14 protein-coding genes are annotated in these 12,692 nt (G+C 64.8%); 5 read left to right on the forward strand and 9 right to left on the reverse strand.

Annotated features, from left to right (window positions below):
- Positions 1 to 29: 29 nt before the first annotated feature.
- From fabF to WNB94_RS01840, 8 genes are all read right to left on the reverse strand, one after another.
- The gene (fabF, locus tag WNB94_RS01805) at positions 30 to 1,274 is read right to left on the reverse strand and encodes a beta-ketoacyl-ACP synthase II (RefSeq protein WP_341387992.1); all 1,245 of its coding nucleotides are present in this window, start codon (positions 1,272 to 1,274) and stop codon (positions 30 to 32) included.
- Positions 1,275 to 1,349: 75 nt separating this feature from the next.
- Positions 1,350 to 1,589: an acyl carrier protein gene (gene acpP / locus WNB94_RS01810; protein WP_341387994.1), complete on the reverse strand. Its 240-nt coding sequence runs from the start codon at positions 1,587 to 1,589 to the stop codon at positions 1,350 to 1,352.
- A 117-nt stretch (positions 1,590 to 1,706) separates the two neighbouring features.
- Entirely contained in the window at positions 1,707 to 2,474 is a 768-nt protein-coding gene (gene fabG, locus WNB94_RS01815; protein ID WP_341387995.1) for a 3-oxoacyl-ACP reductase FabG, read from the reverse strand.
- Positions 2,474 to 3,409 carry an ACP S-malonyltransferase gene (gene fabD, locus WNB94_RS01820; protein ID WP_341387997.1) on the reverse strand — a complete coding sequence of 312 codons (936 nt, stop codon included), beginning with the start codon at positions 3,407 to 3,409 and terminating at the stop codon, positions 2,474 to 2,476. The genes fabG and fabD overlap by 1 nt, the downstream gene beginning before the upstream one ends.
- A 22-nt stretch (positions 3,410 to 3,431) precedes the next feature.
- Complete coding sequence (locus WNB94_RS01825; protein WP_341387999.1) at positions 3,432 to 4,478, reverse strand: beta-ketoacyl-ACP synthase III; 1,047 nt, start codon at positions 4,476 to 4,478, stop codon at positions 3,432 to 3,434.
- Positions 4,479 to 4,490: 12 nt separating this feature from the next.
- The gene (gene plsX / locus WNB94_RS01830) at positions 4,491 to 5,609 is read right to left on the reverse strand and encodes a phosphate acyltransferase PlsX (RefSeq protein ID WP_341388001.1); all 1,119 of its coding nucleotides are present in this window, start codon (positions 5,607 to 5,609) and stop codon (positions 4,491 to 4,493) included.
- Positions 5,610 to 5,765: 156 nt separating this feature from the next.
- Complete coding sequence (gene rpmF / locus WNB94_RS01835; protein ID WP_341388002.1) at positions 5,766 to 5,948, reverse strand: 50S ribosomal protein L32; 183 nt, start codon at positions 5,946 to 5,948, stop codon at positions 5,766 to 5,768.
- A gap of 202 nt (positions 5,949 to 6,150) precedes the next feature.
- Positions 6,151 to 6,774 carry a YceD family protein gene (locus tag WNB94_RS01840; RefSeq protein ID WP_341388003.1) on the reverse strand — a complete coding sequence of 208 codons (624 nt, stop codon included), beginning with the start codon at positions 6,772 to 6,774 and terminating at the stop codon, positions 6,151 to 6,153.
- 58 nt (positions 6,775 to 6,832) lie between these two features.
- Here WNB94_RS01840 and WNB94_RS01845 point away from each other — a divergent pair, with 58 nt between their 5' ends.
- The 5 genes from WNB94_RS01845 to WNB94_RS01865 are packed head-to-tail and all read left to right on the forward strand — an operon-like array spanning position 6,833 to position 11,865.
- On the forward strand, positions 6,833 to 7,459 hold the full coding sequence (locus WNB94_RS01845; protein WP_341388004.1) for a Maf family nucleotide pyrophosphatase: 627 nt from the start codon (positions 6,833 to 6,835) through the stop codon (positions 7,457 to 7,459).
- Positions 7,449 to 8,252, forward strand: a complete 804-nt coding sequence (locus WNB94_RS01850; RefSeq protein WP_341388005.1) for an SAM-dependent methyltransferase — start codon at positions 7,449 to 7,451, stop codon at positions 8,250 to 8,252. Before WNB94_RS01845 ends, WNB94_RS01850 begins: the two co-directional genes overlap by 11 nt.
- 45 nt (positions 8,253 to 8,297) lie before the next feature.
- Complete coding sequence (locus tag WNB94_RS01855; protein ID WP_341388006.1) at positions 8,298 to 8,813, forward strand: DUF3429 domain-containing protein; 516 nt, start codon at positions 8,298 to 8,300, stop codon at positions 8,811 to 8,813.
- A gap of 36 nt (positions 8,814 to 8,849) precedes the next feature.
- Positions 8,850 to 10,664, forward strand: coding sequence for a M61 family metallopeptidase (locus WNB94_RS01860; protein WP_341388007.1), 1,815 nt, complete (start codon positions 8,850 to 8,852; stop codon positions 10,662 to 10,664).
- Between the two features lies 1 nt (position 10,665).
- On the forward strand, positions 10,666 to 11,865 hold the full coding sequence (locus WNB94_RS01865) for a DUF3108 domain-containing protein (RefSeq protein ID WP_341388008.1): 1,200 nt from the start codon (positions 10,666 to 10,668) through the stop codon (positions 11,863 to 11,865).
- Between the two features lie 14 nt (positions 11,866 to 11,879).
- Here the strand turns inward: WNB94_RS01865 and WNB94_RS01870 are convergent, their stop codons facing one another.
- On the reverse strand, positions 11,880 to 12,677 hold the full coding sequence (locus WNB94_RS01870) for a DsbC family protein (protein WP_341388010.1): 798 nt from the start codon (positions 12,675 to 12,677) through the stop codon (positions 11,880 to 11,882).
- Positions 12,678 to 12,692: the final 15 nt, after the last annotated feature.

Raw genomic sequence — 12,692 nt, forward strand, 5'->3', positions numbered from 1 at the left:
AGTGGTGGTGCGGCGCTCAGCGGGCGCCCTCAGACACGCTTGAACACCAGGGTGCCGTTGGTGCCGCCGAAGCCGAAGTTGTTCTTCAAGGCCGCGTCGATCTTCATCTCGCGCGCCGTGTTGGCGCAGTAATCCAGATCGCACTCAGGATCCTGATTGAAGATGTTGATCGTGGGCGGCGAAATCTGATGGTGCACCGCCAGGGCCGTGAAGACCGACTCGATGCCACCCGCACCACCCAGCAAGTGCCCGGTCATGGATTTGGTGGAGTTCACGACCAATTGGCGGGCGTGATCACCAAAAGCCGCCTTGATGGCGTTGGTTTCGTTGGCATCGCCCAAGGGAGTGGACGTGCCATGGGCGTTCAGGTATTGAACCTGGTCCGGGTTGAGACCCGCATTGCGCATGGCCGCCAGCATGGAGCGCTTGGGGCCATCCACGTCAGGAGCGGTCATGTGGTAGGCATCGCCGCTCATGCCAAAGCCAGAGACCTCGGCGTAGATGCGCGCACCGCGTGCCTTGGCGTGCTCGTATTCTTCGAGCACCATCACGCCAGCGCCCTCGCCCAGCACGAAACCATCGCGGTCCTTGTCCCAGGGCCGAGAGGCCGTGGCGGGATCATCGTTGCGCGTGGACAGCGCACGGGCTGCGGCAAAGCCGCCCACGCCCAGGGGGCTGACCGTGGCCTCTGCGCCACCGGCCACCATGACATCGGCGTCACCGTATTCGATCAGGCGCGACGCCAGACCAATGGCATGCAAACCGGTGGTGCATGCCGTGACCACGGCCAGGTTGGGCCCCTTGAATCCGTACTGGATGGACACATGGCCAGAGATCATGTTGATGATCGAGGCCGGCACAAAGAACGGAGAAATGCGCCGCGGACCACGTTCTTTGTAGTCCGTGTGCGTTGCTTCGATCATCGGCAAACCGCCGATGCCCGAGCCCACCATGACGCCAATGCGCTCGGCCACATCAGGGGTCAGCGCCTCGCCGGTGGGCAGCCCGGCGTCACGCACGGCCTGCATGCTGGCCGCCAGGCCGTAATGAATGAAGGTATCCATGTGGCGGGCTTCTTTGCCGGGGATGTAATCCTCGATGTTGAAGCCCTTGACCTCGCCTGCGAACTGACAGGCGAACGCCGAAGCGTCGAACTTGGTGATGGTCTGGATACCGGATTGACCGGCCACCAGGTTGGTCCAGGACTCCTGCACGGTGTTACCCACCGGAGTGATCAGCCCCAGGCCAGTGACGACGACACGACGACGGCTCATGCTCTATGAATCAGTAAATTGACGAGGGATGAGGACCCGGGGGCCAGAAGGCACCCCGGGCCGGACTCAGCACGCTCAGGCCTTCACGTGTGCCTTGGCGTAATCGATCGCCAATTGCACTGTCGTGATCTTTTCAGCTTCTTCATCGGGGATTTCGATGCCGAACTCATCTTCGAGAGCCATCACCAGCTCGACGGTATCCAGCGAGTCAGCGCCCAGATCGGCCACGAAAGCCTTCTCGTTGGTGACTTCAGACTCGGCCACACCGAGTTGCTCTGCAATGATCTTCTTGACGCGTGCTTCGATATCGCTCATGACTCCTCCAGGAGGGTAGTGCAAACAAACCGGGGATTTTACCGGCTCATCGTGTCAATATATCGACGAGCCGAAAACGAGCAAAGAGATTCCCCGGAACGATCTCATTGACTTCGTTCAAACCATGAACATGCCGCCGTTGACGTGCAGTTCAATGCCTGTGATGTACGCCGCCTGCGCCGAGGCCAGAAAGGCCACCGCATTGGCGATGTCCTGAGGCTGACCCAGACGCCCCAACGGGATCTGGCTGTTCAAGGCGGCGCGCTGTTCTTCAGACAGCGCGCGGGTCATGTCGGTGTCGATGAAGCCAGGCGCCACGCAGTTGACGGTGATGCCTCGGCTGCCCAACTCCTTGGCCAGCACGCGGCTCATGCCGGCAACACCCGCCTTGGAGGCGGCGTAGTTGGCCTGGCCGGCGTTGCCTGCAGCCCCGACCACCGACGTGATGTTGATGATTCGGCCGTGACGTTGCTTCATCATGGGCCGCGTGACGGCCCGCGACAGGCGGAACACTGCCTTGAGGTTGGTGTCGATGACGGCATCCCAGTCGTCGTCCTTCATGCGCATGGACAGGGTGTCGCGGGTGATGCCGGCGTTGTTCACCAGCACATGCAAGGCGCCGTGTTCTTTGACGATGGTGTCGATCAGGGCATCCACGGCCGCAGCGTCGGTCACGTTCAGCACCACCCCCCGGCAGCCGGCAAAGGCACCCAGGGTGTCGTTGATCGCAGCCGCACCGCTTTCACTGGTGGCGGTGCCGATGACGATCATGCCGCGCTCGGCCAGCGTTCGTGCCACCGCCTGCCCGATTCCCCGGGTGGCGCCAGTGACCAGGGCGACCTGGCCTTGGACATTGTCCTGTGCGTTGTGGGTCGCGGCAGTCATCACAGCATCCCTTTCACGTCCTGCAGCGTGGCCGGATCCAGCACGGTGGCCGTGATCAGGTCTGCATCGATTCTTTTGATCATTCCCGCCAGCACCTTGCCGGGCCCGCACTCGAAGACGTGCGTCAGGCCCCTGGCCTTGAGGGCCTGCACGGTCTCAACCCAGCGAACGGGGCCAAAGGCCTGCCGGTACAGCGCGTCCCGGATGGCCTGCGGCTCGTCCACCGCGGCCACATCGATGTTGTTGATGACCGGGATGCCGGGCGCCGCAAAAGGCGTGGCGGCCAACTGCTGCATGAGCCGTTCAGCCGCAGACTTCATCAAACTGGAGTGGAACGGGGCCGACACCGGCAGCGACAGCGCACGTTTGGCGCCTGCGGCCTTCAACACCTCGCAGGCCTTTTCAACAGCCGCCTTGGTGCCGGCAATCACGGTTTGTTTGGGGTCGTTGAAGTTCACGGCCTCGACGGCCTCGCCCACCTCGGCGGCCGCCTGGGCGCAACCCGCCTTCACGGCCTGGGCGTCCAGGCCCAGGATGGCCGCCATGCCACCCACCCCGACGGGCACGGCCTCTTGCATGGCCTGCGCACGAAAACGCACCAGGGGCAAAGCGTCTTTGAGCGCCAGGGCGCCCGAGGCCACCAGCGCGGTGTATTCACCCAGTGAATGTCCGGCCACGGCGGCGGGCTTCAACCCGGTGTCCGCCAGCCACGCCCGCCAGCAGGCCACACCCGCGGTCAGCATCACGGGCTGGGTCGTGGTCGTGAGGTCCAGGCGCTCTTTGGGGCCCTGCGCAATCAGCGCGGCCATGTCTTCGCCCAGCACGTCCGAGGCCTCGACCAGCGTGTCGCGAACCGCGGGATGGTCGGCCCAGGCGTCGAGCATGCCCACCGACTGTGAGCCTTGACCAGGAAATACGAATGCAAATGCAGTCATGCGTTGTCTTTCATTCTTTATCTCAGTAATCAACCAGCACAGCGCCCCACGTGAACCCGCCTCCGACGCCCTCCAGCATGAGGCTGTGGCCACGCTGTATGCGGCCGCTGCGCACGCCCTCGTCCAGCGCCAGTGGAATGGACGCCGCCGAGGTGTTGCCATGTTGATCGACCGTGACGATCACCTTGTCCAGCGGCAGATGCAACTTGCGCGCCGTGCCGAACATGATGCGCAGGTTGGCCTGGTGCGGAATGAGCCAGTCGATGCTCTGCGGCTCACGCCCTGCCAGGCTCAGCACTTCGTGTGCGCATTGATCCAGCACCGACACCGCCAGCTTGAAGACCGCCTGGCCCTCCATTTTCAGCAAAGGGGAGCCCACGATCTCGCCATAGGCGATCTGTCCGGGCACATTCAGGATGTCAACGTGGCGACTGTCCGCGTGCAAGCGGGACGCCACCACGCCAGGCTGGTCACTGGCCTCCAGCACCACCGCGCCGGCCCCGTCGCCAAACAACACGCAGGTGGTCCGGTCTGAAAAGTCGAGCAAACGGGAAAACACCTCGGCACCGATGACCAGGGCGCGTCGGGCCGCACCCGTGCGGATCATCGAGTCGGCCACGGTCAGGGCATAGATGAACCCGGAGCACACGGCCTGCACATCGAAGGCGGCACAGCCGTGCACCCCCAAGGCCCGCTGAATCAGGCAGGCGGTTGACGGGAACACCATGTCGGGCGTGGAGGTGGCGCAGATGATCAGGTCGATGTCTTGTGCCGTGCACCCCGCAGCGTCCAGGGCCTGACGGGCGGCCAGCACCCCCAGCTGGCTGGAGGTGACACCACGCTGAACGTAGTGTCGCGCCCGTATGCCGGTGCGCTCCACGATCCAGTCGTCGGAGGTGTCGATGCCGTCGCGGGCGAGCCGCTCGACAAGATCCTGATTGGTGACGCGGTCTGGCGGCAGGTGGCTGCCAGTGCCAGCGATGCGCGCAAACCGACGGCTGGTGGCCTGGGTTTCGCGCCCCGCCGCGGCGTCAGAACGATGGTGATCGTTCGTCGGTCTTGGGGACATTGAAAAGGGGATTCAGGCCACCTGGCCCAGATCCGCCTTCTCGCCCGCCGCCTCTTTGGAAGGCATGCTGACCAGCGTGGCTGCAATCTGGTCGTGTACCCGATCCAGCAGTCGATGACGGGCCGCATCATACGCCCGATTCAGCGCCACCTGAAAGGCCAGCTTGTCAGAAGAACCGTGGCTCTTGAACACCAGGCCGCGCAGACCCAACAAGGCAGCGCCACTGTAGCGACGGTGGTCTACGCGCTTTTTAAAGTGATTTAGCACCGGCATGGCCACCAAAGCAGCCATTTTGGTGAAGATGTTGCGGGTGAACTCTTGTTTGATGAAGGCGGCAAACATGCCGGCCAGACCCTCAGCGGTCTTGAGCGCCACATTGCCCACGAAACCATCACACACCACAATGTCCGAGGTGCCCTTGAAAATGTCGTTGCCTTCCACGTTGCCGTGGAAGTTGATGAGCCCACGGTTGTGGGCATCACGCAAGAGTTCTCCGGCGGCCTTGATGACCTCGCTGCCCTTGATCACTTCTTCGCCGATGTTCAGCAACCCGACGCTGGGGCTGTCCTTGCCATCCACGGCCGAGACCAGGGCGCTGCCCATGACGGCGAACTGCAGCAGGTGCGCCGCCGTGCAATCCACATTGGCCCCCAGGTCCAGCACGGTGGTGAATCCATCGTTCTGGTTGGGCATCACCGTGGCCAGCGCAGGCCGATCAATGCCCTCCACCGTCTTGAGCAGGTAGCGGGCCAGCGCCATGAGCGCGCCCGTGTTGCCGGCAGACACGCAGGCGTGCGCCGACGCTGGAGCATCGGCAGAGGCCTTTACCTGGGAAATGGCCACGCGCATGGACGAATCCTTCTTGCGCCGCAAGGCCACCTCAACCGGGTCGTCCATGGTGACCACCTCGGTGGCCGGCACGATGCGGCAACGCGGCCAGGCGCGCGCCTCCGCCAGCGCATCAGGCTGCCCGACCAGCAGCAACTCGGCATCCGGGTGCTGATCCAGGAAGGCCCGGGCCGCCGGCAGCGTGATGGACGGGCCGTGATCGCCCCCCATGCAATCCACGGCGATGCGCACAGGCGACAAGGCCGCCAGGGTTGCAGATGATGAAGAATTGGGAATGCTCATGGGTCACCAGGGCAATGGCCACAATGGCCGCTGTCGGCCGACAGGCTGAACGACACAAACAACAAGGGCCGGCAAGCCGACGTCAGCGTCGGGTTGTCCAGCCCTGGGGGTGGAGACTGTGAGGCTCCGCAACCCGGCGCGAGGGCCGGGCCAGTATCAGGCGTCAGCCTTGGTCTTCAGGACCTTGCGACCACGGTAGAAACCGGTGGGGCTGATGTGGTGACGCAGGTGGATTTCGCCGGTGGTGGGTTCGACGGCGGTGCCCGGGGTATTCAGGGCATTGTGCGAACGGTGCATGCCACGCTTGGAGGGCGACTTCTTGTTTTGCTGAACGGCCATGATGGACTCCGGATGGGCAGGCAGTCAACTGCCTGCAGATTTACCTGACCTTGCAGGACCACTTGAGCCGGGAGGCGACGCCACTGGACGTGCGCTCAAATCCGGTTTGCAGCCCGCAAGTTGTTGATCAAAATTCCGGCATGACCCGGAAAACTCTCAATTCTAGCATGAAAACACAATGAAGCCAAACTTGAAAGTCAGCTCAGCGGTCTGACGAGTCTGGGGTTTTCTTGTTTTTGAGCGCGGCCAACACGGCAAACGGGTTGGGCCGGTCGGTCGCCCCCGACTCGGCAGGGTCGGGGGAGCCCCCCGGATTCGACGCTGCGCCGGCCACTTCTTCAGAGCCTGGCTGCATCCACGAGTTCAGGTCAACCGGGCACTCGTCATGCCTGGGCAAGATGGGCTCGGCCATGATCAGCTCGTCTTCGATCAATTCGAGCAGGTTGAACTGACGCGATACCGCCAGCACGTCCTCGTCGGACTCCGCGTCCAACTGGGCGGCGGCGGCTTCGTCGGCCACGAACCTGATGTCACGGTCCACCTCGACGTCCAGCATCACCGGATGCAGGCACCGTTGACACTCATAAGGCAAACGGGCCTGAGCACGCACGTCCAGCCACCACTGGGGCGCCCCCACGCGTTGCGGCACGGTGCGGCCCTGCACCTGCCAGCGAACCGGACCCAGCGCCGCCACGTCGGCCTCCTGGGGCAGCCCCGCACACAATCGAGACAACTCGGCCACGGGCGTGTCACCGGCCAGCGGCTCGCCTGATTCGATGAAAACCCCCACATCCATTTTGCGGGGATGGAATACGCGCTGTTTCATGCGCGCAAGTGTAGGGGCTGCGCAGCAGTGAGGCGCCGGTTTGGCGACAATCACGTCCATGCACATTTCTTTGCCCCGGCTCATCCTGGCATCGACGTCGCCCTACCGCCGTGAGTTGCTGGGCCGACTGAGATACCCGTTCGACACCGTGTCGCCCCAGGTGGACGAGACACCCCACCCGGGCGAACGTCCTGCCGCACTGGCGCTGCGGCTGGCGCAGGCCAAGGCGCTGGCCGTGCCCCGTGACACGGCGGCCGGCGTGGCTGATGTGGTCGTGATCGGCTCGGACCAGGTGGCAGACCTCCACGGCACGCCGCTGGGCAAGCCCGGCAGCCACGAGCGTGCCCTGGCGCAATGGCGGGCCATGCGGGGCCAGGCAGTGCAGTTTCACACCGCCGTCTGCGTGTGGCGGCCTGCCACGGGCTACCTGCAGACCGCGCTGGACACCGTCACGGTGCGCATGCGCAACCTCGATGACGCCCAGATAGAAGCCTATCTGCACCTGGAAACACCCTACGATTGCGCCGGCAGCGCCAAATGCGAGACCCTGGGCATCGCCCTGCTGGACGCCATTGAAAGCCAGGACCCCACCTCGCTGGTGGGCCTGCCCTTGATCCTCACCAACCGGCTGCTGCGCGAGGCCGGACTGGATGTACTTGCCGCCCTGGCCCAAGATGGACACTGAACTGAACACCACCACGCCGCCCCCCGGCCGGCTATGGCTGATCCCCAACACCCTGGACCTGGGGTGCATTGCGGAGGACGCCCCCCCGCCCGACCTGCAAGATGTATTGCCCATGGGGGTGCTCCGCATCGCCGCCGGTCTGACGCACTGGATCGCAGAAAACGCCAAGACCACACGCGCCTTCCTCAAACGTGTGGACGGCGTCGTGCCCCTGTCGCGCCCCTTGCAAGAACACCAGATTCAGGTGATCCCAAGGCCTGGCAAAGGCCGCGCCGACAAGCCACGCGGGCCTGCGGCCTGGCGGGAACTGCTGGCGCCTGCGCTGGCCGGGCACGACGTGGGGCTGATCTCGGAGGCGGGCCTGCCGGCTGTCGCCGACCCGGGCGCCGATGTGGTGCTGGCGGCCCACCGGCTGGGCTTGAAAGTGCAGGCCCTGTCAGGGCCGAGTTCGCTGCTGCTGGCACAGGCGGCCAGCGGCCTACACGGCCAGAGCTTTGCGTTCGTGGGCTACCTGCCTGTGGAGCCCACCGAGCGCCAGCAGCGCATTCGCGAGCTGGAGCAGTGGTCCAGAAAACAACAGCAGACGCAGTTGGTCATCGAAACCCCTTACCGCAACCCGGCACTGTGTCAGGCCCTGCTCAACACCTTGCAGACCGAAACCTGGCTGAGCATCAGCTGTGGCCTGACCCTGGCCGATGGCTGGAGCCGAACCGACACGGTTGGCGCGTGGCGCAAAGCACCGCCCGTTCTGCCCACCGGCATCCCGGCCGTGTTTGCCTGGCTGGCACGCTGACAAACACCCTGCCGGTGCACTTTTTTACAGACAGAATGTCGATCGATGACAAGCCCCACCCCTCACCAACCCGCTGAAGCCAACGGCCCTGCCACCGCGCCGCTCGCCGCGCCAGACGCCCTGGCCTCCAGCCTGGGCTACGCGGGACTGCTGCCCTTCGTGGCCGGCGCCGTGCTCACATGGCTGCTCTCGGGGCGCGCAGACCCCGAACCATTACACTTTGCTGTGCAGGCCCTGGTGAGCTATGCCGCACTGATCGTGTCCTTTCTGGGGGGGCTGCCCTGGGGCCTGTCCATGCGCTGGCCTGCGGGCGACCAAGCCGCCCTGGCCGTGCGCGCGCGGGCACTGTGGTCTGGCATTGCCTACAGCCTGCTGGCCTGGGTGGCCGTGCTGATGCCACCACATGCCGGTTTGGTGGTGCTGGGTGCCTTGTTGCTGGGGTGTTACCTCAACGATCGGCGCCTCTACCCTGCCCTGGGCGCCGCGCCATGGCTTACCCTGCGCTTCAGGCTGTCCAGCGTGGCCAGCATCAGTTGCTGGTTCGCTGCGGCCCAGATCTGACGAGCCCACCAACCTCTTTGCAGCACCCCACACGGCATGCCCCAACGCATCGACTACCAGGTTCGCCTGCCAGCGCCCCACACCCACCGGTTCAGCGTCACGCTAAAGATCGCCCGTCCTCAGGCCAAACAACGGCTAAGCCTGCCGGTGTGGATTCCTGGCAGCTACCTGGTTCGGGAGTTTGCCCGCCACCTGTCACCCATCACGGCACGACAGGGCGCGCATGAGATCGGCGTGACGCCGATCGACAAAAGCACCTGGGAGCTGGATTGCTCCGACCGCGAAGCCGTCATGGTGAGCTATGAGGTGTACGCCTTTGACACCTCGGTGAGAGCGGCCTTTCTGGACAGTGGCCGTGGGTTCTTCAATGGCACCAGCGTCTTCTTGCGCGTCGAAGGCCAAGACACGCAGGTGCACCGCCTGCACCTGATGGGCGCCCCCAAAGGCTGGCGCGTGGGCACCGCCCTGTCGCCGCTGAAGGTCAATGCGCAAGGCTGGGGCGCCTACGAGGCCCGTGACTACGACGAGCTCGTGGACCACCCGGTTGAGATGGGGCCGTTCTGGCAGGGAGGATTCAGCGTGCGCGGCGTGCGCCACGACTGGGTGGTGGCTGGCGCACCGCCAGATTTTGATGGCGACAAGCTCCTGGCCGACTGCCGTCGCATCTGTGAGGCACAGATCCAGTTCTGGCATGGTCGCGGCAAACCGGATTTCAAACACTACGTGTTCCTGCTCAACGCCGTGGACGACGGTTACGGAGGGCTGGAACACCGCCGCAGCACCGCACTGATCTGCAGCCGCAAAGACCTGCCGCGCACTGGGCGCGCAGTCAACGACGAGGGCTACACCACGCTGCTGGGGCTGATCAGCCACGAATACTTCCACACCTGGAATGTCAAACGGCTCAAGCCCACTGACTTTGCCCCCTACGACTACACCAGAGAGAACCACACCCGGATGCTGTGGTTCTTTGAAGGGTTCACGTCGTATTACGACGACCAGTTTCTGCTGCGCACCGGGCTGCTGGACGCCAAGGCCTATCTGAAGCTGTTGGGACGCACCGTCAACCAGGTGCTGGCCACCCCTGGACGGGAGCACCACAGCGCCGCGCAAGCCAGCTTTGATGCCTGGATTCGTTATTACCGGCCGGACGAGAACACGGCCAACGCGACCGTCAATTACTACACCAAGGGCGCACTGGTGGCTTTGTGTCTGGACCTGGCGCTGCGCAGCCTGCCTGAGCAGGCGCCACAGCCTGCCGCCAGCCTGGATGGCGTGATGGCCCGGCTCTGGCACTTGAAACGCCCCATCACCCACGCCGATGTGGCAGAAGCCGTGGCCCAGGAGGCAGGCACGCTGGTGCCACCAGCCTGGACCCAGCCCCGTCAAGGTGGCCGCAACACCCTGCAACCTTGGGCCGACCTGCTATACCGCTGGACAGAAACGCCCGAAGAGTTGCCGCTGCGCGCGGCCCTGGATGCGCTGGCGGTGGAATGGCTGGAAAAGCCAGCCCCGATGCCTCAGCGGCTGGGCTTGCGCCTGTCAGACCAAGGTGGCGTGCTGAAAGTGATGGCCGTGATGCGCGACAGCGTGGCCGAATCGACCGGGCTACAGGCCGGTGATGAATGGCTGGGGCTGGACGGCTGGCGCGTGCGCAAGGCAGATGACATTCAGCAATGGCTGGATGTGAAGCGCGGCGGGCAAACGCTGGTGATTTGCCGCGATGGTCGGCTGCTCAACCTGAGCCTGGCGCCCATGCAAGCCAAGCCGCCCGCGCTGGTTGCGCTGGGCCTGTCGAACACCGATGTGACCGACAAGCGCTCACGACGCCAGGCCTGGCTGTCCGCCTGACATGCGTCAGCACCGCGTGGGCCTGATCATGCTGTGCATGGCCGTGGTGGCCCTGCACCTGTGGTTCGCGTCCTGGGTGGGCGACCAGGTGCCACGCCATGCCACCGCCGATCAGGGCATACAGCGCCTGAGCGCTGTCTACGAGGCCGAGCTGCGATTCAGCGCCCCGCCCCAGGCGGTGCGGTCACCACCGCCGCCCGTGAAGCGCCCGGCCGTGCCGCGGCCATCGCCCCCTGTGCCCCAGGCGCCGGCCTCGGCCGCGTCCAGCCCCGAGCCGCCACCTGAGCCCACGTCAGAGCCCATGCTGGAGCCTGTGCTGGAGCCCACACCAGAGCCGCCACCCGAGCCCCTCACCATGGATGAGCCGCCCTCTGCAGCGGCGCCATCGGCCAGTGAAGAGGCCGTAGCCGAGGTGATGAGCAGCCCGTCTGAACCCGAGGCACCAACGACGGCCTCACAGCCATTGCTGTCAGGATCGGACAAGCGTCATGTGGCGTCAGGCGACGACGAATCGTTCCAATGGCCCTTGGCCACGCGGGTCAGTTATTCGCTGGAAGGCCATTACCGAGGCCCTGTTCACGGCCAGGCCACGGTGGAATGGTTGAGCCTGGGGCCGTACTACCAGGTGCACGTCGATGCCATCGTCGGCCCATCGTTCGCCCCCATCGGCTCGTGGCGTCTGAGCAGCGAGGGTCAGATCACCGCCGATGGCCTGGTGCCGCGTCGCCACGAGAACCTGGATCGAGTGGTCATCCGTGGCACGCGCACACGCACCAGCGAATTTGGCGATGACACCGTGCGGCTCAACGATGGCACTGAACTGAAACGCCCGCCCGGCATGCAAGACCCTGCCAGCCTGCTGATTCAGATCGCCTACATATTCATCACGCAGCCCGAGCGCGCACGGCCCGGACAGGCGCTGGACATGACCGTGGTCACGACACGCAAGGTTGAATCACTGCGCTTTGACGTGGTGGCCCGGGAAACCCTGGACACCCCCGTGGGCCGCATCGAAACGCTGCACGTGAAGCCTCAGCGGCAGGTGGAGGAAAAAGGAAGCGCCCCGGCCGACATGTGGTTTGCGCCCTCGCTGCAGTACCTGCCCGTGAAGATCCTGGTGAAGGCGGCCGACCAGCCCACGTTCATGCAACTGACCCTGGCCAAGCTGCCCGAGCAGCAAGCCGCCCCCCAGGCGCCCTGAGACCACGTCGGTGGTCAGCGTTTGCCCGCTTGGGCTTCTGCGGCACGCGCAATGCGTTGCTCGATCTGTGCGGCCGATGCGGCACCTGGCAAGCGGGTGCCATCTTCAAAAAAGATCGCCGGGGTGCCTCGCACCGCCATCTTCTGGGCCATGGCCGCGTTGCGCTCCAGCGGCGTGGGGCATTGGCCCAGCGGGCGCTGTGGCTGCTCGCCACGCAGCATCCAGCCCAGCCAGGCATCGGTGCGGTTCTTCATGCACCAGATGCTTTCGGCCTTGCTGCGAGAGTCCGGCCCCAGCAGGGGCACCATGAAGGTGTAGACGGTGATGTCTTTCATGGACTGGAATTCGCGCTCCAGCCGCTTGCAGTAACCACAGTTGGGGTCGGAGAACACCGCCACCTTGCGCGAACCATTGCCACTGCGCCACACCACGGCGTCCTTGAGTGGCAGTTTGGCGAAGTCGATGCGGGTGATGTCCTGGATGCGCTCTTCGGTGAGGTTGCGCTGGCTGCGGGTGTCAATGATCTGCCCGACGATGAGGTAATCGCCATTGGCATCGGTGTAGAAGATGTTGTCTCCGGAGCGCAGCTCGATCAGCCCGGGAAACGACGTGGTGCGCGCCGACTGAATGGGCGGCAGATCCTGCAAGCGCTGCGACAGCTTGGCAGCCAGGGCCTGCACCTGAGCCGCCGGCAGATCGGTCTGGGCCATGGCACCGCCGGCGCTGAACGCCCACGCGGTCGCACCAAGGACCAGCGTGCCCAGCAGTCGGATCAGGGAGGCACGCGGGCCTGAAGAGGGTGCTGAAAACATGTACGGGGTTCCTTG

The sequence above is a fragment of the Aquabacterium sp. A3 genome (assembly GCF_038069945.1).
Taxonomy (GTDB): Bacteria; Pseudomonadota; Gammaproteobacteria; order Burkholderiales; family Burkholderiaceae_C; genus Aquabacterium.

Bases quoted from the DNA above. Each gene is read 5' to 3' on its own strand.
- fabF (WP_341387992.1), bottom strand. From the start codon at position 1,274: ATGAGCCGTCGTCGTGTCGTCGTCACTGGCCTGGGGCTGATCACTCCG.
- acpP (WP_341387994.1), bottom strand. From the start codon at position 1,589: ATGAGCGATATCGAAGCACGCGTCAAGAAGATCATTGCAGAGCAACTC.
- fabG (WP_341387995.1), bottom strand. From the start codon at position 2,474: ATGACTGCCGCGACCCACAACGCACAGGACAATGTCCAAGGCCAGGTC.
- fabD (WP_341387997.1), bottom strand. From the start codon at position 3,409: ATGACTGCATTTGCATTCGTATTTCCTGGTCAAGGCTCACAGTCGGTG.
- WNB94_RS01825 (WP_341387999.1), bottom strand. From the start codon at position 4,478: ATGTCCCCAAGACCGACGAACGATCACCATCGTTCTGACGCCGCGGCG.
- plsX (WP_341388001.1), bottom strand. From the start codon at position 5,609: ATGAGCATTCCCAATTCTTCATCATCTGCAACCCTGGCGGCCTTGTCG.
- rpmF (WP_341388002.1), bottom strand. From the start codon at position 5,948: ATGGCCGTTCAGCAAAACAAGAAGTCGCCCTCCAAGCGTGGCATGCAC.
- WNB94_RS01840 (WP_341388003.1), bottom strand. From the start codon at position 6,774: ATGAAACAGCGCGTATTCCATCCCCGCAAAATGGATGTGGGGGTTTTC.
- WNB94_RS01845 (WP_341388004.1), top strand. From the start codon at position 6,833: ATGCACATTTCTTTGCCCCGGCTCATCCTGGCATCGACGTCGCCCTAC.
- WNB94_RS01850 (WP_341388005.1), top strand. From the start codon at position 7,449: ATGGACACTGAACTGAACACCACCACGCCGCCCCCCGGCCGGCTATGG.
- WNB94_RS01855 (WP_341388006.1), top strand. From the start codon at position 8,298: ATGACAAGCCCCACCCCTCACCAACCCGCTGAAGCCAACGGCCCTGCC.
- WNB94_RS01860 (WP_341388007.1), top strand. From the start codon at position 8,850: ATGCCCCAACGCATCGACTACCAGGTTCGCCTGCCAGCGCCCCACACC.
- WNB94_RS01865 (WP_341388008.1), top strand. From the start codon at position 10,666: ATGCGTCAGCACCGCGTGGGCCTGATCATGCTGTGCATGGCCGTGGTG.
- WNB94_RS01870 (WP_341388010.1), bottom strand. From the start codon at position 12,677: ATGTTTTCAGCACCCTCTTCAGGCCCGCGTGCCTCCCTGATCCGACTG.